The sequence below is a fragment of the Pseudomonas sp. HP_14 genome, from assembly GCF_055283875.1.
In genome coordinates this window covers 1-21,597 of record NZ_JBTOQI010000006.1, presented here as the reverse complement: position 1 = coordinate 21,597, position 21,597 = coordinate 1, and the positions used below count along the sequence as shown (strand labels likewise).

General features: G+C 55.5%; 16 protein-coding genes and 1 pseudogene. 12 read left to right on the top strand and 5 right to left on the bottom strand.

Annotated elements, in window-relative coordinates; all coding sequences use genetic code 11:
- Positions 1 to 5: 5 nt before the first annotated feature.
- The 10 genes and pseudogenes from ACYASS_RS06070 to ACYASS_RS06025 form a co-directional block, all read left to right on the top strand.
- Positions 6 to 1,127, top strand: a complete 1,122-nt coding sequence (locus ACYASS_RS06070; RefSeq protein WP_463585465.1) for a mannuronate-specific alginate lyase — start codon at positions 6 to 8, stop codon at positions 1,125 to 1,127.
- A 203-nt stretch (positions 1,128 to 1,330) separates the two neighbouring features.
- Complete coding sequence (locus ACYASS_RS06065; protein ID WP_463585464.1) at positions 1,331 to 2,908, top strand: MBOAT family O-acyltransferase; 1,578 nt, start codon at positions 1,331 to 1,333, stop codon at positions 2,906 to 2,908.
- Positions 2,909 to 2,917: 9 nt separating this feature from the next.
- On the top strand, positions 2,918 to 4,105 hold the full coding sequence (locus ACYASS_RS06060) for an alginate O-acetyltransferase (protein ID WP_243245548.1): 1,188 nt from the start codon (positions 2,918 to 2,920) through the stop codon (positions 4,103 to 4,105).
- Positions 4,106 to 4,119: 14 nt separating this feature from the next.
- Positions 4,120 to 4,788 carry an alginate O-acetyltransferase AlgF gene (locus tag ACYASS_RS06055; protein ID WP_243245549.1) on the top strand — a complete coding sequence of 223 codons (669 nt, stop codon included), beginning with the start codon at positions 4,120 to 4,122 and terminating at the stop codon, positions 4,786 to 4,788.
- A gap of 117 nt (positions 4,789 to 4,905) precedes the next feature.
- A complete protein-coding gene (locus ACYASS_RS06050) occupies positions 4,906 to 6,357 on the top strand; it encodes a mannose-1-phosphate guanylyltransferase/mannose-6-phosphate isomerase (RefSeq protein WP_122666101.1) in 1,452 nt (483 codons plus the stop codon).
- Positions 6,358 to 6,662: 305 nt separating this feature from the next.
- A complete protein-coding gene (locus ACYASS_RS06045) occupies positions 6,663 to 7,127 on the top strand; it encodes a multidrug transporter (protein WP_463585463.1) in 465 nt (154 codons plus the stop codon).
- Positions 7,128 to 7,362: 235 nt separating this feature from the next.
- Positions 7,363 to 8,295, top strand: coding sequence for a hypothetical protein (locus ACYASS_RS06040; protein ID WP_463585462.1), 933 nt, complete (start codon positions 7,363 to 7,365; stop codon positions 8,293 to 8,295).
- Positions 8,296 to 8,455: 160 nt separating this feature from the next.
- Positions 8,456 to 9,268: an SDR family oxidoreductase gene (locus ACYASS_RS06035; RefSeq protein ID WP_463585461.1), complete on the top strand. Its 813-nt coding sequence runs from the start codon at positions 8,456 to 8,458 to the stop codon at positions 9,266 to 9,268.
- A 1,372-nt stretch (positions 9,269 to 10,640) separates the two neighbouring features.
- A complete protein-coding gene (locus ACYASS_RS06030) occupies positions 10,641 to 11,405 on the top strand; it encodes a hypothetical protein (RefSeq protein WP_463585460.1) in 765 nt (254 codons plus the stop codon).
- Positions 11,406 to 11,579: 174 nt separating this feature from the next.
- A pseudogene (locus tag ACYASS_RS06025) lies at positions 11,580 to 11,767 on the top strand (SDR family oxidoreductase); the annotation flags it as partial.
- A 301-nt stretch (positions 11,768 to 12,068) separates the two neighbouring features.
- Here ACYASS_RS06025 and ACYASS_RS06020 read toward each other — a convergent pair.
- On the bottom strand, positions 12,069 to 12,281 hold the full coding sequence (locus ACYASS_RS06020; protein WP_122703880.1) for a DUF6124 family protein: 213 nt from the start codon (positions 12,279 to 12,281) through the stop codon (positions 12,069 to 12,071).
- A gap of 644 nt (positions 12,282 to 12,925) precedes the next feature.
- Between ACYASS_RS06020 and ACYASS_RS06015 the strand changes: the two genes are divergently transcribed.
- Positions 12,926 to 14,986 carry a hypothetical protein gene (locus ACYASS_RS06015; protein WP_463585459.1) on the top strand — a complete coding sequence of 687 codons (2,061 nt, stop codon included), beginning with the start codon at positions 12,926 to 12,928 and terminating at the stop codon, positions 14,984 to 14,986.
- A gap of 201 nt (positions 14,987 to 15,187) precedes the next feature.
- On the opposite strand, the gene ACYASS_RS06010 is transcribed toward ACYASS_RS06015, so the two are convergent.
- The 4 genes from ACYASS_RS06010 to ACYASS_RS05995 form a co-directional block, all read right to left on the bottom strand.
- Positions 15,188 to 16,060: an efflux RND transporter periplasmic adaptor subunit gene (locus ACYASS_RS06010; RefSeq protein ID WP_463585458.1), complete on the bottom strand. Its 873-nt coding sequence runs from the start codon at positions 16,058 to 16,060 to the stop codon at positions 15,188 to 15,190.
- Between the two features lie 16 nt (positions 16,061 to 16,076).
- Complete coding sequence (locus ACYASS_RS06005; RefSeq protein ID WP_463585457.1) at positions 16,077 to 16,277, bottom strand: DUF1656 domain-containing protein; 201 nt, start codon at positions 16,275 to 16,277, stop codon at positions 16,077 to 16,079.
- A complete protein-coding gene (locus tag ACYASS_RS06000; RefSeq protein WP_463585559.1) occupies positions 16,267 to 18,444 on the bottom strand; it encodes an FUSC family protein in 2,178 nt (725 codons plus the stop codon). The genes ACYASS_RS06005 and ACYASS_RS06000 overlap by 11 nt, the downstream gene beginning before the upstream one ends.
- Before the next feature lie 388 nt (positions 18,445 to 18,832).
- The gene (locus ACYASS_RS05995) at positions 18,833 to 20,341 is read right to left on the bottom strand and encodes an efflux transporter outer membrane subunit (RefSeq protein ID WP_463585456.1); all 1,509 of its coding nucleotides are present in this window, start codon (positions 20,339 to 20,341) and stop codon (positions 18,833 to 18,835) included.
- Between the two features lie 182 nt (positions 20,342 to 20,523).
- Here ACYASS_RS05995 and ACYASS_RS05990 point away from each other — a divergent pair, with 182 nt between their 5' ends.
- Complete coding sequence (locus tag ACYASS_RS05990; RefSeq protein ID WP_122662158.1) at positions 20,524 to 21,471, top strand: LysR family transcriptional regulator; 948 nt, start codon at positions 20,524 to 20,526, stop codon at positions 21,469 to 21,471.
- Positions 21,472 to 21,597 lie beyond the last annotated feature (126 nt).

The following is a 21,597-nucleotide window of genomic DNA, read 5'->3' as shown; positions in this document are numbered from 1 at the left end:
TACCTATGCACACTCCGAAACTGATGTTACCTACCCTTCTGTCGCTGGCCATCATGGCCGGCACAGCGGGTGCCGCAAGCGCCGCGAACCTCGTGCCGCCCAAGGGCTACGACGCTCCTATCGAAAAAATGAAAACCGGCGACCACAACTTCAGTTGCGAAGCCATTCCCAAGCCTTACACCGACAAGCTGGTGTTTCGCAGCAAATACGAAGGTTCAGACAAGGCGCGTGCGACCCTGAATGAACAATCCGAAGAAGCATTTCGCAGCGCGACCAAAGACATCACCACCCTTGAGCGTGGTGTCAGCAAAGTCGTGATGCAGTACATGCGCGATGGTCGCCCTGAACAGCTCGATTGCGCGCTGAACATGATGACCACTTGGGCCAAGGCCGATGCGCTGGAATCCAAAGACTTCAACCACACCGGCAAGTCGATGCGCAAATGGGCATTGGGCAGTATGTCCTCCGCTTACCTGCGCTTGAAGTTCTCCGATTCGCATCCATTGGCCAACCGTCAGGGTGAAGCGCAAATCATTGAGGCCTGGTTCAGCAAACTGGCTGACCAAGTGATCAGCGACTGGAGCAACCTGCCGCTGGAAAAAATCAACAACCACTCGTACTGGGCGGCATGGTCGGTGATGGCAACTGCCGTCGCCACTAACCGTCAGGACCTCTTCGACTGGGCGATCAAAGAATTCAAAGTCGCCGCCAACCAAGTCGACTCGGAAGGTTATCTGCCTAACGAGATGAAGCGTCGTCAGCGTGCCCTTTCCTACCACAACTACGCGTTGCCGCCACTGGCCATGATCGCCAGCTTTGCGCAGGCCAACGGTGTAGATCTGCGTCCGGAAAACAATGGTGCCCTGAAACGTCTGGCCGATCGCGTGCTCTCTGGCGTGAAAGACCCGGAAGCCTTCGCTGCTAAAAACGGCGAAAAACAGGACATGACGGACCTCAAGAAAGATCCGAAATTTGCCTGGCTCGAACCGTACTGCGCGCTCTACACCTGCAGCCCGGAAGTGCTCGAAGACAAGCATGAAAAACAACCTTTCAAAACCTTCCGCCTGGGCGGTGACCTGACCAAGGTCTACGACCCTGAGCATGAGAAGGGCGACAAAGGCGGTTGATACACCAACCAACTGTAGGAGTGAACTTGCTCGCGATGACGTCGGATCAAACAACCTGGATCTGACATGAGATATGCGGTGTTTGATATGCCGCTATCGCGAGCAAGCTCACTCCTACAGTGTTACGCGTTAACCCCCACATTCGTGTGGGGGGTCTGGGGGGGCTTTGGGCCCTTGACTGATGGATAAACGGAGATATCAGGATGGTGTTCTCATCCAACGTGTTCCTGTTCCTGTTCCTGCCGATCTTCCTCGGCTTGTATTACTTGAGCGGGCAACGCTATCGCAATCTGCTGCTGCTGATTGCCAGTTATGTGTTCTATGCCTGGTGGCGTGTGGACTTCCTCGCGCTGTTCATCGGCGTAACGGTGTGGAACTACTGGATCGGCCTGCAGATTGGTGCGGCAGGCGTTCGCACCAAGCCGGCTCAACGCTGGCTGTTGCTGGGCGTGGTGGTTGACCTCGGTATCCTGGGCTACTTCAAGTACGCCAACTTTGGCGTCGACAGCATCAACGCAATGATGACGTCGGTCGGTCTGGAACCCTTCATCCTGACCCACGTGTTGCTGCCGATCGGTATCTCGTTCTACGTCTTCGAGTCCATCAGCTACATCATCGACGTGTACCGCGGAGATACACCCGCCACACGCAACCTGATCGACTTTGCAGCGTTTGTAGCCATCTTCCCGCACTTGATTGCAGGCCCCGTGCTGCGTTTCCGTGACCTGGCTGACCAGTTCAACAACCGCACCCACACCCTGGACAAGTTCTCTGAAGGCTGCACCCGCTTCATGCAGGGTTTCATCAAGAAAGTGTTCATCGCCGACACCCTCGCCGTTGTCGCCGACCACTGCTTTGCCCTGCAAAACCCGACTACCGGCGATGCCTGGCTGGGTGCGCTGGCCTATACCGCGCAGCTGTACTTCGACTTCTCCGGTTACAGCGATATGGCGATTGGTCTGGGCTTGATGATGGGTTTCCGCTTCATGGAAAACTTCAAACAGCCGTACATCAGCCAGTCGATCACCGAGTTCTGGCGTCGCTGGCACATCAGCCTTTCCACCTGGCTGCGTGACTACCTGTACATCACTCTGGGCGGTAACCGTGGCGGCAAGTTCGCGACCTATCGCAACTTGTTCCTGACCATGCTGCTGGGTGGTCTGTGGCACGGCGCCAACATCACTTACGTGATCTGGGGTGCATGGCACGGTATCTGGCTGGCGATCGAAAAAGCCATCGGCCTCAACACCGCACCACGTACTTTCAACGTAATGCGCTGGGCCCTGACTTTCCTGATCGTGGTAACCGGCTGGGTGATCTTCCGCGCTGAAAACCTGCACGTTGCCGGCCGTATGTATGGCGCGATGTTCAGCTTCGGTGACTTCAAACTTTCCGAGCTCAACCAGGCCAGCCTCACCGGTCTGCAAGTGGCGACGATGGTCGTGGCTTACGCAACTCTGGCCTTCTTCGGTCTGCGTGATTTCTACACCAACCGTCCTGCTGAAAAAGCGACCAGCCAGAACACACCTGATCTTGGCGTACAGGCCGACGGCCCTGCCACTGCACAGCCAGGCATGATCAAAGCGGTGCCGGGTGACAAACCAGAAAGCATTCATCTGCCGGGCTACACCGTCGGCACTGAAGCTCAAGTGCAGCCTGCTTACTGGGTTGCCGACTGGCCACGTTACGCAATGCGCGCGCTGATCCTGCTGCTGTTCATTGCTTCGATTCTCAAACTGTCGGCGCAAAGCTTCTCGCCGTTCCTTTACTTCCAATTCTGAGGACCCGCCATGACCCGCTCATTACGCATCCTCTACATCGCCGTGTTCCTGGCCATCCTGCTGATCCTCGGCATCTGGTCGCTACGCAGCTTTGCCAGCTTCTCGACGACGCCGGAAACCACCGTGCTTAACGGTAAGTGGACCAAGGCTGCCGAAACGCACTACGACGAAGAGTTTCCGATCAAGCGCTTGGGCACCAACCTCTGGGCAGCGCTGGATTACAAACTGTTCAACGAAGGTCGTCCCGGCGTAGTGCTCGGCAAGGATCAGTGGCTGTTCACTGACGAAGAGTTCGATGCCATTGCCAACGGTGACAAGAACGAAGCGGAAAACCTGGCAATCATCCAGGGCGTACGTGACGAGCTGAAAGCCAAAGGCACACAGCTGGTGCTGGCGATCGTGCCTGCCAAAACCCGCTTGTATCCGGAGCACATTGGCGACAACAAACCCGCCACGTTGCACACCGATCTGTATCAACAGTTCCACGCACAAGCTGCGCAAGCCGGTCTGGTCGCGCCTGATTTGCTGGCACCGCTGCAAGGCGCCAAGCAACACGGCCAGGTCTTCCTGCGTACCGATACTCACTGGACGCCAATGGGTGCCGAAGTTGTCGCGCAGCAGTTGGGCGCAGTCATCGCACAGCAGACGCCCTTGAGCGGCGAACCTGAAAAGTTCGTCACCCAGGCCAAGGAAACCGCGCCATATAAAGGCGACCTGACCAACTTCCTGCCCCTGGACCCGTTGTTCAGCAACCTGTTGCCGCAACCGGATCAACTGCAACAACGCAGCACTGACCCGGTAGCAGCCGAGACTGAAGGCGACGATGCGCTGTTCGCGGACAGCGATGTAGCGGTCGGTCTGGTGGGGACCAGCTACAGCGCGAACCCGAACTGGAACTTCGTCGGTGCGCTTAAAGAGGCACTGCACAGTGATGTTGTGAACTACGCGGAAGACGGCCATGGCCCGATCCTGCCGATGCTCAAATATCTGCAAACCGACGCCTTCAAAAACAGCCCGCCACAAGTATTGATCTGGGAATTCCCGGAGCGTTATCTGCCCGTTCACAACGACCTTGCGGACTTTGATCAGCAGTGGATTGCACAGCTAAAAAAAGCTGCTCCTGACGCGATTAAAACGCAACAAAACGTCGTTCAGAACGTCAAATCTTCCGACTTGCCAAACCAGGCTCAAAACTGAGAGGACTACCCAAAATGACCTTACAGAATTCGAACATTCGCACTGCCAAAAAAAGCCTGCTGAAGACCTGCGCACTGGCTGCCGGTATCAGCCTCTTCACGCTGCAAGCCTTCGCCGGTGACTCCGCACTGTACGGCCCCACCGCACCAAAAGGCTCGACCTTTGTGCGTGTCTATAACGCCAGCAGTTCCGAGATCAGCGCTTCGGTTGGCAACACCAACATGAACGAAGTTGCGCCACAAGGCAGCACCGCTTTCAGCTTCATGCCACAAGGCGATTACACCGCAAAACTGGGCAGCCAGAGCGTGCCGGTGAAGCTGGCCAGCGACAAGTATTACACCCTGGTCAACAACGCCAGCGGCAAGCCACAACTGGTTGATGAACCACCGTTCAAAAACAAGCAGAAGTCGCTGGTCCGCGTGCAAAACCTCAGCGACAAGGCTCTGACCTTGAAGACCGCTGACGGCAAGACCGAAGTGGTCAAAACCGTTGCCGCCAAAGGCACCGGCGAGCGTGAAATCAACCCGGTAAAAGTCAGCCTGGCGCTGTACGACGGCGACAAGAAAATCACTGACCTGAAACCGGTTGCCCTGGAGCGTGGCGAAGCCGCCGTGCTGTACATCACCGGTAGCGGCAGTGGCCTGTCTCCGGTGTGGGTCAAACCACCGGTAGCGACTCGCTAATTACGGATTAGTTGGTCGGTCCGATCCATCATCGGGCCGACCGACGCGGAACAAAAACAAGACTGAAACGACAGACCGACGTACAGCCCTATTTCGAAATGCTCTTGGAGAAACAAAATGATTCCAGTGATCTTGTCAGGCGGTAGCGGTTCACGACTCTGGCCGCTTTCGCGTAAGCAATTCCCAAAACAGTTTCTGGCGCTGACCGGGAACCACACCCTCTTCCAGCAAACCCTCGAGCGCTTGAAGTTCGAAGGCATGCAAGATCCGATTGTGGTCTGCAACAAAGAGCACCGTTTCATCGTTAACGAGCAGCTCAACGCACTGGGTCTCGAAACCCAGGCAGTCATCATGGAACCCTTCGGCCGCAACACTGCACCGGCAGTGGCGATCACCGCCATGCTGTTGCTCAGCGAAGGCAACGACGAGCTGATGCTGGTCATGCCTGCTGACCACGTGATCGAAGATCAGAAAGCCCTGCAACGCGCACTGGCCCTGGCTACAGTGGCGGCCGAGCGTGGCGAGATGGTGCTGTTCGGCGTACCGGCCACCAAGCCGGAAACCGGTTATGGCTACATCAAATCCACTGCCGATGCCCTGCTGCCGGAAGGCGTGAGCCGCGTATCGCACTTCGTAGAAAAGCCTGACGAACAGCGCGCAACCGAGTTCGTTGAAGCCGGTGGTTACTACTGGAACAGCGGCATGTTCCTGTTCCGCGCCAGCCGCTTCCTGGAAGAACTGAAAAAGCACGATCCGGACATCTACGACACTTGCATGATGACCCTGGAGCGCAGCAAGCACGAAGGCGACACCATCGACATCGATGAAGCCACTTTCGCCTGCTGCCCGGACAACTCCATCGACTACGCCGTGATGGAAAAAACCCAACGCGCTTGCGTCGTGCCATTGAGCGCTGGCTGGAACGATGTTGGCTGCTGGTCGTCGCTGTGGGCTGTGCAGGAAAAAGACAGCAACGGCAACGTCACCAAAGGCGACGTGGTTATCCAGGACAGCCGCAACTGCATGATCCACGGCAACGGCAAACTGGTGTCGGTGATCGGTCTGGACAACATCGTCGTGGTCGAAACCAAAGACGCCATGATGATTGCTCACAAGGACAAGGTTCAGGGCGTCAAGCAGATGGTCAACACGCTCAATGAGCAAGGCCGCAGCGAAACCCAGAACCACCTTGAAGTCTATCGTCCATGGGGTTCTTATGACTCCGTCGACATGGGCGGCCGCTTCCAGGTCAAGCGCATTTCGGTAAAACCGGGTGCCAGCCTGTCTCTGCAGATGCACCACCACCGTGCCGAACACTGGATCGTGGTATCGGGCACCGCACAGGTCACCTGCGACGAGAACGTGTTCCTGCTCACCGAAAACCAGTCGACCTACATCCCGATTGCTTCGGTTCATCGCCTGAAAAACCCAGGCAAGATCCCGTTGGAAATCATCGAAGTTCAATCCGGCAGCTACCTGGGTGAAGACGACATCGAACGTTACGAAGACGTTTACGGTCGCTCCGCTCAACTGGAAGCCGGCGTCAAGACGCAAACCATTGCACGTTAATCTGCTGTTTTAACTGCAATCGGCAACGAGCAGTACACCTCAACAACCTTTTGCGTATCCCCATCCGCAGTAGGTTGTTGAGGTTTTTTTTGGCCTGCGATTTTGATGGGTATCGGACTGGGTAGGAGCGAATTCATTCGCGAAGAGGCCGGTAAATCCAATACATCTGCGAGGGCTGTCAGAAAGCCTTCGCGAATAAATTCGCTCCTACAGGCTATGCGCGTCAGATCCTGTAGCTCCACCATTAGCAAACCCCGCCCCGCTTTCGGTACGATGCATGCTCATCTGTTCACGAGGCGCGACTCATGCTGTTCGGCGCATTGCTTATCATCACCTGGCTTGTCCTGTTGCTGCGGTATCCGGCCAAGGCCTTGCCTGTCTCACTGGCGGCGGCGGCTGGCCTGGGTGTTGTGGCGATGGTGGTCATCTGGCAAGACAGTCGTGAAACCCGCCGCCTGGAGCATCTGGGGCTGCGGATGAATTACGCCCCGGACCAATGCCCTGTTGGTAAGCCATTGCTGGTACTGATCGATAACACCAACGACGTCCCGCTGCGCGAGCTGCGTTGGCGTGTGGCCGCGTATGCGCCTGGCGATACCGTCAACCTCACCGACGACGCCTACGCAGGCCCTCGCTATCAAGGCCCCGGCGATTTACAGGCCGGTAGCCAATGGCAGGATTGTTTGCCGCTCCCTCCCCTGCGCCAAGGCTATCGCCCACAGACGCTGGAGTTTCGGGCTGAGCATTTACAAGGCAGTTTTGGACGTTGATCCCATAAGGTGACTTTAAACATGACCCGGTACGCGATTGACACTGCTCAAGTATAAGAGCTAGCTATAGCGACGTACCATAATAATTACAGCCTCTAAACCGAGTCACTTCTTCGGCAGCTAATCATCATTAGAGATAACAATTAAAGCCAAAAAATATAAACGTACGCTGCTGATATCAATAGCATTTTTTTGCCGCCTAACGGAAACTACTTTTACTCAACGACAAAACGCAATGCTGCTGCTAAAAATAATATTAATAAAACAATTAGCCACCTTAACAGTGGATCAGTCTAAAAATCCACATAGGCAAAGGTGCTTTGCGGAATGGCGTCTCAAAAGACAGAGTAAAAATAGTATGGCTACTTTCAAAGCAGGACGGGTGTTCGTTGATCCTTATGGTCTGATTATGATTAATACGCTCATACTAGACCCGTCGACGCAAAACCAACAAACCCGACGCAATATCGTATGGGATGCAAGCGAAGCTAAATGCATTAATTTTAAAAAAATCACGGCGGACATGGGCTTCACGCTCATTCTGTACAACCCCAATGCCGTCGAAGAGGTTCAAGGTAACTACTCTAAATATACAGGAGAGCTGTACATTCTACCGTTGGACATACGCGAGTTCCCACACGAGGTGGAGCTCGATCCTTACATTTCAAGCGTCAAAGTTTTTATACTGGTGCTCACCAACACCTCGGCTAACCGTTATTGGGGGAGGAAAATCGAATACCTTTATCCGCGTCACGACGTACCACTGATGATGCTGCGCGGCTTGCTGTCCAGAACCTTTAACGGCGAGGGTACAATGCAAGAAGTTATAACCCCGCTATTATATGACAACATCCCCATCAATCATCCTGCATCAGGGGGTGAGAAGCCTGTCAACACGGAGCTCCTGAGTTCAGAGCTTGAGAAATACAAGATACCTGCAGCCAGCGCTGGCACTGATTTCAACTTACTGAGTTTTGGCAGGCCTCTCGACTGGAATAAATCAGTCGAAGAGAACAGACTTTCAAAAAATGAAACTGTGTCCTGTCGACTCTACAGACGGGGTAATAAATTGACGGCTTATCCTGGTTCAGAAAAAACAGACTTTGGTTTCATGGCGTTTGATGCATTCCTTGATATCCTTATCGATTCCATAGGAGGCGCAATATGACGCTGTGCAACCTTAAAACCAGTTGACTGCACGCCGACTCAATTCTTATAGCTCGGCGGAGGATGACTGAGTATTTGCAGGAAAAGGCGGGAGCCCTTTAGCAGCCGATAGAATCTCTGTCATTCTTACAGCCCACCGATCATCCACAAGGACTCTAAGCATGCCCAACATCCTCATAACAGGCTGCTCCAGCGGCATAGGCCGCGCCTTGGCGGATGCCTTTAAAGTTGCCGGTTATGAGGTTTGGGCCACCGCGCGCAAGCCTGAAGACGTTGCTGCGCTTAACGCAGCGGGTTTCACGGGCGTGCAACTGGACGTCAATGACGGCGCTGGGCTGGCACAATTGGCGGCCCGGTTTGATGGGCTGGATGTGTTGATCAACAACGCCGGTTACGGGGCCATGGGACCGTTGCTTGATGGCGGCGTCGATGCCATGCAGCGCCAGTTTGAAACCAATGTGTTTTCGATCGTGGGCGTGACGCGTGCGTTCTTTCCAGCGCTGCGGCGCAACAAGGGCCTGGTGGTGAACATCGGTAGCGTATCCGGGGTGTTGGTCACACCGTTTGCCGGTGCCTATTGTGCGTCCAAAGCAGCGGTGCATGCCTTGAGCGATGCGTTGCGCCTGGAGCTGGCGCCCTTCTCGATTCAGGTGCTGGAAGTTCAGCCGGGCGCCATCGATACGAGTTTCGCGAACAACGCCAGCCATGAAGCCGAATTGCTGATTAGCGAGCAATCGCCATGGTGGCCGTTACGTGAAGGGATTCGGGCAAGGGCCAAGGCCTCACAAGACAATCCGACTCCCGCCACCGATTTCGCCCGTGATGTGCTGCGCGCCGTGCAACAGCACGAGCCGCCTCGACTGCTGCGCTCGGGCAACGGCTCGCGGGTGTTGCCGTTGATGAGTTGGTTGTTGCCTAAAGGCTTGCTGGATAAAAAACTGCGTCAGCGGTTTGGGTTGGATAAGAAGTTCTAACCGATCTAGCAGCTTGAAATGCAAATCACCTGTAGGAGGTGGGTGACCTGGACTCAACCGTACCGTAAGCGATTGAAGCCCCACATGCGCGCAATTTTTTACGGCGACACATCAACTAATCACACTCATGTTGTGATAGTAAAGTTATCGAGTAACATATAGTTAATACCAGACCCAGCACTTATTTTTATCAATTTTATTTTTTTGCCGTCACCGTGGGCGCGCTGCCAACTCCCGACGATAAAGTCGCTGTTAGCAACAAGTTTTCCCTGCTCATCGTATGCGCGCCATGATTCCCTTTCGTGGGGGGCCTCGCCTCCTGCATGGGCGCCAAATACAACCTCAGATGCTGGTTCATTTAGTACAAAATTTATATATCCCCCCCACCCCAATGGGACGAACCTGATACAGCCCCCCCTCAATAACAGTTGGAAGTGGAGAAGGATCTTCTCGGTACACACTGACGTCGGCTTGAGCAAGGTTAACGTGAAAGTGCGCGAATGCACGCGAGCTTCCTTCGGGTATAGGGCCTGGCTCGCTTGTTTCGAAGTCCTCCGTCAACTGAGTGGGGACAGATTTTGATTGAGTAGCCATGGTATCAACTCCGTTGATTAATAACGCGTTCCTGACAAATCCTTAATGTCAGAGCTCTGGATGACGCGTCTTAATAATCGGTGGTATTGAGAAAACTGTCCACTGTCAGAATTGACAGCGGCTAGACTCATCGGCGATTGAAAAAGCGTGAAAGCTCAGAACTCAGTCTATGGGGTGCGAATGACCTTACCGCTCACGGAACTTTAATTACCTTTTCGAGTATTCCTGACACGCGCTGTCTGGCGGCAAACAGGTGACTTGTAGGAGCTGCCGAAGGCTGCGATGACTGAGCATTTACAAGGCGGTTTTACTGACAAATGAGAGATGACGGCATATAGTTTAAATGGCGTGAGCAGTGGACGCTATTTGACTAAAATTCAGCACATATTTTTCATGCTGATTCACTCTATTAGCGTTTGGCATCACTCCAGACTGCAACCTCGAAATCAAAATAGCCAACAGAAATCATCACAACATCAAAACGATCTAAAACCCACCCTATTGATTAATCATGACTTTTCTTTGAAAGCTGGTATTCACCTCCTCTTTTTCAGCGACACCTCCACCTAGAACTGCTATTACTTTACTGACCGTGAGCAATACCCCCTTAAGCGGCAGCTTAATGACAGCCCAACAACATTGAAAGGCCCAACCACTTAACGCGTATTATACACGGCACACCCACAATTTAACGCTGACCCGTTAGTAGATTGGTGTTGGCCAGTGTTTGGTCAGCAATTTATAATTTTAAAAAACCATTTATAAGGATGGATTAATCATGGCTAACTACAGTATTGGCTTAATCACAATCAGCCCCTTTGGCGAGTTCTTGCTGCTCACTGCTGACAACGTACAGCTTGACATCTCACACGCTGAATGCGCCAATTTCAAAAACCTGGATGGGCTTCTAGATAACAAACTGTGCGCATACGACCCCTCCAAAACGGCAGCGCGCGTAGGTAATTATCCGACCCTCACAGGCAAACTTTACCTCCTGCCCCTTGATAAAAGTAGATTAGCGGTCGATGACACTATCGCCCCAGGAACACGTGCTACAAAACTCAGGCTCTTCATACTCGCCAGGGCCATAGGGACAGGACATATATCGGACGATTACTTTATTGGCAGGAAGTTCGAATATTACGTTAACCTCGATGATCCACTGCTTCCGCTTAATGAATTAATAGCAAAAACCTTACACGGTGAAGGCGTAGTTCGAGCCTCGATCTGCAATGCTTTATTTGACGACATACCCGTTAACTTTCAGGATATTTACAAACCCGATGGAAAACTTATAAATTCACGCATCAAGGGATCGGAAATGGCTTCATACAAACTCCCTTGGTATACAGTCAACTCAAACGTTATTGCAAACGCAGGCCGTCCTCTGGAGTGGGAAAAAACCCCAAGGGAAAACAATATATTGGAAGGCGAAGTCATCCACGGAAATTTGTACAAAGTAGATAACAAGCTGCAGGCTTATCCTAAAACACCAGACCTGACGACAAAGATTGTCAGCGCCTTTGTAAATCTTTTCTACTAGTTTTCGTTATCCTCAGCTAAATTCAACCTCCACCAGTGAGTCATCAAACAGACTCATTCAGCGATTTACTTTAGAGTGAGGTAATAGTCAAACTGCAGGTTAACTTATGTCGGCCGTCCTGATCACCGGCTGCTCCAGCGGCATCGGCCTCGCCTTGGCTGATGCTTCAAAGTTGCCGGTTATGCAAACAACGCCAGCCATGAAGCTGAATTGCTGATTAGCGAGCAATCGCCATGGTGGCCGTTACGTGAAGGGATTCGGGCAACGGCTCGCGGGTGTTGCCGTTGATGAGTTGGTTGTTGCCTAAAGGCTTGCTGGATAAAAAACTGCGTCAGCGGTTTGGGTTGGATAAGAAGCTGTGAGGGGACTTCGATGTTGAAGGACTCCCCACCGTGGGAGCGAATTCATTCGCGAAGGGGCCAGCACGATCAATACCTATCTATCGCCTGTTATGCCGCCTTCGCGAATGAATTCGCTCACACAGAGGCCGGGCTTCACGTAGGACCGGCTTTAGCCGGGAGGGCGTCGGGACATCCGCTGAACTTCCCTCGCCTGAAATACCGTCCTCCCGGCTAAAGCCGGTCCTACAAGATCAAGATCAGCGTTGCTGGCGGACGTAGAATCTCCCACAGGATTAGAAACCCGGCGTTATATCGCGGCTAATCAGCGGGACTCCACCCGCGCCAATGAGCGCTCCAGTTCGGTCTTGGCCATACCAATCAGGTGAACCACCGAGAAGGCTAGATCACGTTTGGGACCGTTAAGGCTGTCGCCGGTTTCGTAGGCAGTGGCGGCTGCGCAACGCAGCAGGTCACTGACGTGCTGCAGGGACTCTTCAAGCGTGGGTTGTGGTGGATCTGGCGTTACTTTGATCATCTGATTAGGCCTTTTGCTAGGCCACCGAATGATCGCTGCTAAACAAGCAAAGGTGGCGACTTTGATACGGGTTAGCAGACCGGCGACCCAATCCAATAAACCGGCGCACCCGAAGGTGCCCCGCACAAAGCCGCCATAGACGGTAATTGCACTGGAATTCAAGTCAGACAGGCTGCTAAACCCGATCGCTGATACTCAACGACGGACGCAGCCTAGTGCCCGAAATCCGCCTGCGCAAGGGCTCGGGATTTTCTCGGAAACTTCACTCAGAAGAAAGGGAAAAGACCGCAGGAATGGGGTGTAGGACGGGGGTATTTGGTTAGCTGAAGTTACACAAACGACGCTCATTCATGCGGGGGCCAGGCTTGGTCTGGGCGCAATGTCGTAGGACCGGCTTTAGCCGGGAGGACGTTGTTGCATTTGTTAGATATCTTTCAGCAGAAATACCGCCCTCCCGGCTGAAGCCGATACTAAGGGATCTCCACAGCGGCTAGCACCCGGCGCTGAGAGCACGTCTGCATCCTGCGCCTTTACCCCGCGATAACAAAGAAACGTCCTACAACTGCGCAAAGTCCCAACCGCTATATTCCATAGCCCGAGCAGAGCAATGGATGCACTGCGCACAGTCTGTCAAGGAATGACACATGAGCACTGCAGTTACAGTCCCCGCCGATATCGACCATCTGGCCAATGATCTGTCCGAATTGATCGACGCGGTCTCACAACCTCGATTACTTTCCCCTTTTGCTTTTATCGATGATTTCATTCGCACAGCAATAAAGCGCTCAACGATGCATGAGCCGCACAAGGCGCTGTTCACCAGCACCACGAAGATCAATGTTGAATACACCGACTCTCGTCACAGCGGACTCATCGGCGTCAGCCCTCCCCGCTCCAGGATCGCCACCTTTGAACTCCATCAGATAGTCACTGACTTTTTTCGCCACGACCTTAAGGGTGCAACCTCCATACGCATCCGCTGGCCGCCTGCGTTCCCGCCCGAATTGCGCAAGCTGTTCGACACCGTGAACCTGCAGGCGCGCTATATCAGTGAGGTGGAGGCCCACTTTAATCGCCCTAATGTCAAAGAACTTTCCCTGCTGCTCACGCGGCACGAACTGGATAACATTATCCGTCGATATCTGGAGCACAGAGCCTCAACCACGACCCTGATTGCACTCGCCAATGATTACTTGGGCGGCTGGATCGAACCCTGGCTTGTGCAGTTTGAGGGGACGTCGCGAGTGAAGCTGGAACGGGCTGTGTTTCTGCCAACACCTGAATACTTTGAAGACCAGACAATAGAAGGTTTACTGGTATTTCTCGGCAATGAACCGCAGCAACAATCGGTCTACGAGATACCACGTGATTTCGGTCAGTTTCGTGCACTGATCGAAAGACATGCCTCGTTGCGCAACAAAGTATTGGCGCGCATCCCGCTCTATCAGCGACTCAAGCCGGGAAATGACGAAGTCAGATATGTCCGCAGGTTCGAGACCAAGTATTACTGGATCGCTCCCATTACTTTCCATGCAAGCCCTGACATCGCCAACGCGCTGTTTGACCTGAGTTATCAACGCTTGTTGTCTGATATCGATACGCTGGTGTCGACGGATGCCGAGCGCCTCACTGACTCGGCTCTAGAGTTCAGCGGCTATCTTCTGGCGGGCCTGTCACTGGGTATCACGCTGCCGGTCAGTGTCAGTCTGGTGCCGATCAGGTTGATAGCAGCTTTCCTGCTGGGCGTCGCCTCGGCAGCCAGCGATGCAGTGAGGGCCGAGCTGGAAGACCTGCCCGAAGTGGCAGCTGATTTGTACCGTGCGGCTATCATCGGAGCACTCGCTGAGGTCATTGGCCCTCTGGTGTTGAAAGTGGTCGGCAAAGGGCTTTCAGCGCTGGCGAGAACCCAGCTTGCACAGAAGCTCAGAGTGGCCCTCAACGCAAAAAAACTACCGTCTTCGGCAACGCCCTATTTGATCGATGCCCTGGAGCGCACGAAACACTCGGCAAGACTGGGCGCGTTGGAATTGAAGCTCAACGCCGACTTTAAAAAAGGCCCGCAGGCCACGCAGTTATGGGTTGAAAAGCACGGGCATTTTTCACAGCAATTCATTGAGTCGCATGACATCACGGTGTATCGCGGCTTTGTTTTTCGCGGCGATACCCGCGCCCCCGAGGTCATCTTCAAAAAAGGTTTCAAGTTACGAACACCTGCCGCCGATCTGCAAAAAGATATCCATCAGGCGACCGGCGTGCGCGGCGGGTTTGGCGGCGGCCGCGACGCCCTGGACCCGGATGGCAGAGGCATTTCGACGTCGGTTTTCTATGACAAGGATCACGTGGGAGCCTTCACCTATGGCGGTGCAAAAGGAGGCCACACTTACCTTGTCGACGCGCGCAAGCTCGACGGTTATCACCTTTATGCCAATGACTTTGCTGCACGCTACCCGCAGTCCCCACGCTTGAATCTGGCTCCGGTTGAGATTAACTACGCAACCGACATACCGCCCTCCGCGATTGTCGGTGCCTACGACAAGGATGGTGTTTTCATTGCCAACCTCGACGGGCTGCGCAGGACAGCGGGGATCAACCAGGCGCGACTGGAGCGAGAGCTGACCAAACGCACGTTCAGCCGTGCGATTCAGAAAACAGCGGCTGACGAGGCAAGGCTGGGGATTGAGGCGACACTCAGGTTGTTCTCCTGAAGCTCAATCAACGATAAAGCCGTGCGCCTGTGATGCGCCTAAGGCCTGGTGATGTACCTGATAAATCCGGGCGTCCTCATCGCGAGCAAGCTCAGCTCCCACAACCGCGCACCGAAGTGGAAGCTTCTGTGGGAGCTGAGCTTGCTCGCGATGCAGACGACTCGGTATGCAGCCTTGAACCCAGTCAGCTTTAATTGCTCGTTAACCGTCGGAATGCCCAACCTCTGGATTCACAATCACCGTACACGTCGTCCCCGCCGACAGCAGCACGTCGCTGGGCACTTCATCCAGATGGATACGGACCGGCACGCGTTGCGCCAGGCGCACCCAGTTGAAGGTCGGGTTGACGTCGGCGATCAACTCACGGCTCTGCGGATTGTCGCGGTCATAGATGCCGCGCGCGATGCTTTCCACGTGACCTTTGAGCAACTGACCGCTCATGAGCTGCATGTCCGCAGGGTCTCCGACGCGGATATGCGGCAACTTGGTTTCTTCAAAGAAGCCGTAAACCCAGAACGAGTTCATGTCGACAACGGCCATCTTCGCTTCGCCAATGCGCGCGTAGTCGCCGCGATGCACATTCAGGTTGGTGACATAGCCGTCCACCGCTGCCAGCACCCGCGTGCGGCGCAGGTTTAGCTCGGCAGCCTCCAGCCCGGCCAATGCCAGCTGATAATCGGCCTGGGCCGACACCGCGATGTTGCTCGCGTCGTCGCGGCTTTCGGTTGAGATCACCAGATTGTCCATGTCGGCACGGCGCTTGGCGTTGACCTTGCGCATCTCCCATGTGGCCTTGCGTGACGCTACCAATGCCTGCGCCTGTTTGACGGCCACCTCGTAATGCTCGGGATCGATCTGCATCAACAGCTCGCCTTTTTTCACCTGCTGGTTATCACGCACCGGCACATCCACCACCGTGCCGCTGACATCAGCGGCGACGTTGATGATGTCGGCGCGCACCCGGCCATCGCGGGTCCAGGGCGTGTCCATGTAGTTGACCCACAAGGTGCGCCCAATCCAGATGGCAAGAGCCAGGACCAGCAACGTGGCGATAAGACTGAAGAGCTTTTTCATCAGGGCTACTCAAGAATCAACGGTAAACGGTCAGCGCCATGGCGCCGAAAATGCAGGTAAACAGGCTCAGACGCAGCAACGCCGGGTGCCAGAAAAACCGGTACAGATCAAAGCCCGCCAGCAGCCGGTCCAGCGCCCAGGCGAGTACCACTGCGACCAAAAACAGGACCGTCACGCTTGGCATGTACAAACCATGAAAAGCAATTTCACGCGGCATGGAGCAGTCCTCGCCGCTGCCCTTCAAGGGAATGCGCGGCCAACGGAGATTGGGGGTCCAGTAGTGACGAGCGAATGAAGTGCAAGTAACTCTTCACCCGGCGCAGCACTGAGGTATCGAAGTGCGGAGCGAAGGGTTCGTCGCTGCTCTGCACACGATTGATCGCGTGATCGACGGCTGCCAGTGCGCGCTGCCAGTTGCTGTGATCCGGCTGGATAAACAAACGGATTAATGCGCGCCCCATCACCCGGATCGCCACCCGCCAGGATTGCCATGACGCGTAAGCCGGATGGACCGGGAGGGTGTCCTGCTCGCGACGCAGCTCGATAATCGCGTGACCGATTTCCAGCACCACGAACATCCAGTGCAACAACTCACGCTGCACCAGTGGTTTGCCCGCTGCCAGCCCGTAAGCTTGATGCATCAGGTCGCGGGTCTGGCTCTCGAAACTGGAGCCCAGACGATTCAGCGGCGCGCTGATAGCGAACACCACCTGGCGACGCAAATCGCCTTCCAGCTGTCGCCACATCCAGCGGGCGTTAGGCGGCAGGATGATCGCGCCCGCGGCGGCACACAGCAGCATGCCGATGACCATGGCGATGTAGTCGTTAATGAAGGTGTAGGGGTTGTAGATCGTCAGATTATCCGGCACCGAGCCAATGCCGAAGAAGATCAACAATCCCAATCCGTAACCTGACCACTGCGGCCGCGAACCCAGGAATGCGCCGAGCATGAACACCGGAGCCAGGAACAGGCAGAGCAACGGGAAACCGTCGATATTCGGGAAGATGAAAAAGGTTTCGATGAAGCCCAGCACGGCCCCGAGCAAAGTGCCGCAGGCCATCTGAAACGACATGCGGCGCGGGTTGTTGGTAGTGGACGATAACGCGACTGTGGCCGCCGACACGAGGATCATGGTCGCGCCGCTGGGCCAAGCGGTCGCCACCCAATAGACACTCATGATCGCCAGAATGAACGTTGCACGAATGCCTGCCGCAGCTGCCGTCATCCAGCTGGTTTTGGGCAGGAACTCTTCTTCCCACTTTTCCCGGATGTGTTTGTGATCGGCCAGTGAGGCGTGGGTCTGTGCATAGTCGTGCATATCGCTGACCAGGCGGTACAGCAACTCATAAGCGGTGTGAAAATCCAGCAGTTCGGCTTCGCTGGGCTGTATGTCCTCAAGGGCCGTACGCTGGGCGCGAACCCGCTCCGGCAAATCAGCCTTGAAGGCTTCCAGTTGCTGAACCAGTTGCGCGGCATCCTCTGGGGTAAGAAAACGATTGGCGAAACCGTCGAGCAATTCGGCCAAGGCTGCGAGGCCCGGTTGTGCAGTAATGAGCACCCTGCTGACGCCATCACCCCGCACGCGTTCGAGTAGCTGATGCAAGGCGTTGAAGCGCGTGGTGATGGCCATGAATTCGCTGTTCAGGCGGTTAAGCCGTCCGTTACGACGACGCATGTGCGGGTCTTCAAAGATAGTCACGCTGCGCAGCCCTTCCAGGCCAATCGCCTCGGCGACGAAACGCACGTTGCCGGTTTCAAATGCATTCCGAGGGTTAACACCACGCAGGCCATCGGCGACGAAGCGCGCGAATATGCCGAAGCGGGAATACAGAGCGTTACGCATCGCCGCACCAGAGCTTTGCGGCAGGATCGCAGCGGTGACGGCAGTGGAACAAACGATGCCGAGGCTTATTTCCAGCACGCGCCAGACCGCCGCCATGAACGAGCCTTCCGGGTGCGCCAAGGCGGGCAGGCCGACCATCGCAGCGGTGTAGCCAGCCAACACAAAACCGTAGGCGCGAAAGTTGCGATAACGCGCTGCGCCTGCCGAACAGAAACCCACCCACAGCGCGAGGCTGCCGAGGAACAGTTCGGAGTTTTGTGCGAACAGGGCCATGAGCACGACCATTACCGTGGAGCCAGCCAGGGTGCCAAGCAGGCGATAAAAGCTTTTGGCAAATACATGGCCGCTCTGCGGCTGCATGACGATGAACACCGTAATCATCGCCGTGCGCGGCTGCGGCAATTCCAGACGCAGGGCCAGCCAGTAAGTGAGGAAGGCTGCGATCAGGACCTTGAAGATGTAGATCCAGGTCACCCCGTCGCTACGCGCCCAACTATTGAATTCCCGGCGCCATGGGAGTTGGGTGATTCGGTTCAAGATGTCACGTACCTGTTGCGGCGAATGACGATCAATTGTGGGAGCGGCGCTTGCCCGCTCCCACAAGTACAGCGTTCGCTTGAGGTATTCACCGTTTGGCTATAGCGGGCATGCCCTGTTTTACCGGCAGGATCGCAATCCCCGGTAGGAGGCAACTTGTTGGCGAGACGGTCGAAGCGGCGCGTCATATGAAAAGCTTCGCGAACAAGTTCGCTCCTACCGGTATTGGGTTCGCAGGGAGTCTCGAGGATGATCTGCGTTGCCCCGCCTGCATGAACGCAATCCCCGGTAGGAGGCAACTTGTTGGCGAGGCGAGTTAAGCGGCGCGTCATATAAAAAGCCTCGCGAACAAGTTCGCTCCTACCGAGATCGAGGGGGTCAGTAGAGATATTCATTGGCCAAACACCGCCAGCGCTGCCGGGGTTTTCGGCGCTTGGGTGTTGTCTTCGGTTGGGGCGTCGTTGCCTGCTTGCAGCCCACCGCCCAACGCCACGACCAGTTCCGCATGAGCCGTGAGGCGGGCGGCCTGGACTTGCTGTTGAATCTGCTGCTGATGAAACAACAAGGTTTGAGCGTTGAGCACGTTGAGGTAATCCGTCAGGCCACGCTGATAAGCGATCATCGCGATGTCGTAAGTCTTCTGCGCCGAGGCCACTGACTCACTGACAAACACCTGTTGCTTGTCCATGGATTCACGGCGAATCAACTGATCGGAAATGCTCTTGAGGGCGGTTATCAGCGTCTGGTTGTATTGTGCGACCGCCATGTCATAACCCGCCGATGCGTCCCCCAGTTGCGAACGCAAACGCCCGCCATCGAAGATCGGCAAACCCACCGCAGGCCCGGCGCTATAGTTGAATTTCTTACCCGCCAGAAATTCCAGCATGCCGCCGCCAGTGGCCATGTAACCCAGATTGCCGACCAGATCGACGTTCGGATAAAAATCCGCATGCGCCACATCAATGCCTCGCGCTTGAGCCGCGACCGCCCAGCGGCTGGCTACTACGTCCGGACGCTGACCGAGCAATTGCGCAGGTAAAGCCGAAGGTAATTTCAGGGCCGTTGTGAGGGACAGCGTCGGGCGATGAAGGTTAGCGCCCTCCCCCGGACCTTTGCCCGCAAGCGCTGCCAGTTGATTGCGGCTCAGGGCAATGGCTTCATCCAGCGCGTCGATTTGCCGATGGGTTTCCGGCAACGGCGTTTCAGCCTGACTGACTTCAAAGTGGGTACCAATACCACCCTTCAGCCGACGCTGCGCCAGATCGAGAATCTGTTGCTGCTGCGCAAGCGTGGCTTCAACGATGTCGCGCTGAGCGTAATCGAGCGACAGCTGGATGTAGGCGCGCACGATGTTGTCCTGCAATTCGAGCTGCGCCTGACGGGCCTGAGCAGCGCTCATGTGAGCCATGTCAAGGGCCTGTTCGGTCGCGTTGCTTTCACGCCCCCAGAAATCCAGTGAGTAGCTCAACCCGAGGGACGCATTGTTGTCCCAGGTGGTGGTATTGGCGAGTGCGCCGGGGCCGTAAAACTGATCCGTCGCCCAATCGTGACGTTTGAGCGACGCCTCACCATTGATGTGCAACGACTCGGCGGATTCAGCCAGGCCCGCCATGGCTTTGGCCTGACGGACCCTGGCCGCTGCCATGGCCAGGCTCGGCGCACCGGCGGCGGCCAGATCAATCCAGCGATTGAGCTGCGGATCGTTATAGGCACGCCACCACTGAGCGGCTGGCCAGTGCGCATCCCGGTCAGCGCTGCGGATGGCAGCGTCGGTGGCCAGGCTGTCGACAGGCAAAGCCTTGCCTTTTGGTGCGATCCCGCCGGTTCCGATGCAGCCGCTGATGACTAACGTTAAAGCCCAGACACTGAAGGGCGCGGCCCTTCTGATGATGCGACGCACAACGGTACTTCCCGACGTAAGGTGAAAATGACCCAAGTGCCGCGATTCTAGGGTCCGCCACGAACGCCGATAAGCCGGGAGAAGTGCGATTCTTTGTTACAGAAACGGAGATAATCCTTAGGTATGCTGACATGGGTCAGTTACTTCGTGTCACAATTTGCCATCTCTCCAGAGAACTGCCCATGGATACCCTGCAAAACATGCGTGCGTTCAGTTGTGTGGCGCAAGCGGGAAGTTTCACGGCCGCTGCCGTTCAGCTCGACACGACTACCGCCAACGTTTCGCGCGCCGTCTCAAATCTCGAAGCACACCTGCAAACCCGTTTGCTCAACCGCACCACACGCCGAATCGCGCTCACAGAAGCCGGCAAGCGTTATCTCCTGCGGTGCGAACAGATTCTGGGGTATGTGGAAGAAGCTGAAGCCGAGGCCAGCGATGCTCATGCGCGGCCTGCTGGCCAGCTCAAGGTGCATTCGATGTCCAGTGTCGGTCAGCATTACGTGATCGATGCAATCGCCCGTTACCGACGCAACCACCCGGACGTGTCTTTCGACCTGACCATGGCCAATCGCGTGCCGGATCTGCTCGAAGAAGGGTATGACGTGTCCATCGTGCTTGCCAGTGAGCTGCCGGATTCAGGCTTTGTGTCGCAGCGTCTGGGCATCACTTACAGCATCGCGTGTGCATCGCCGGAGTACGTCAAAAGCTTTGGCATCCCGCTCAAGCCCACTGACCTGCTCAACCATGCATGCCTGCGACTGGTCAGCCCGGTGTTCCCGCTGGAAAAATGGCTGTTCGATGGCCCGGAAGGTCAGGAAATGGTCACCATCCATACCTCGCCATTTCTGGTCAACTCGGCAGACGCGATGAAGACAGCGATCAGCAGCGGCATGGGCGTGGGGATTTTGCCGATCTATTCCGCCATCGAAGGCCTGCGCAATGGCACGCTGGTAAGGGTCCTGCCCGAATACCGCTCGCAGGAGCTGAACCTGTACGCCATCTACCCGTCGCGCCAGTATCTGGATGCGAAGATCAAGACATGGGTTGAATACCTGCGCGGTTCGCTGCCGGACATCCTGGCCGCCCATGAGGCAGACCTGCATACGCATGCGATGCGCTCCATCGCCTGATCCTTGAAATGAAAGTGTCCCTGACACCACGCTGTCGCGAAGCAAACATTAGACCTGTAGGAGTGAGCTTGCTCGCGATAACGGTAAATCGGTTGAGAAATTACCGTCTGTCCTGACGCTATCGCG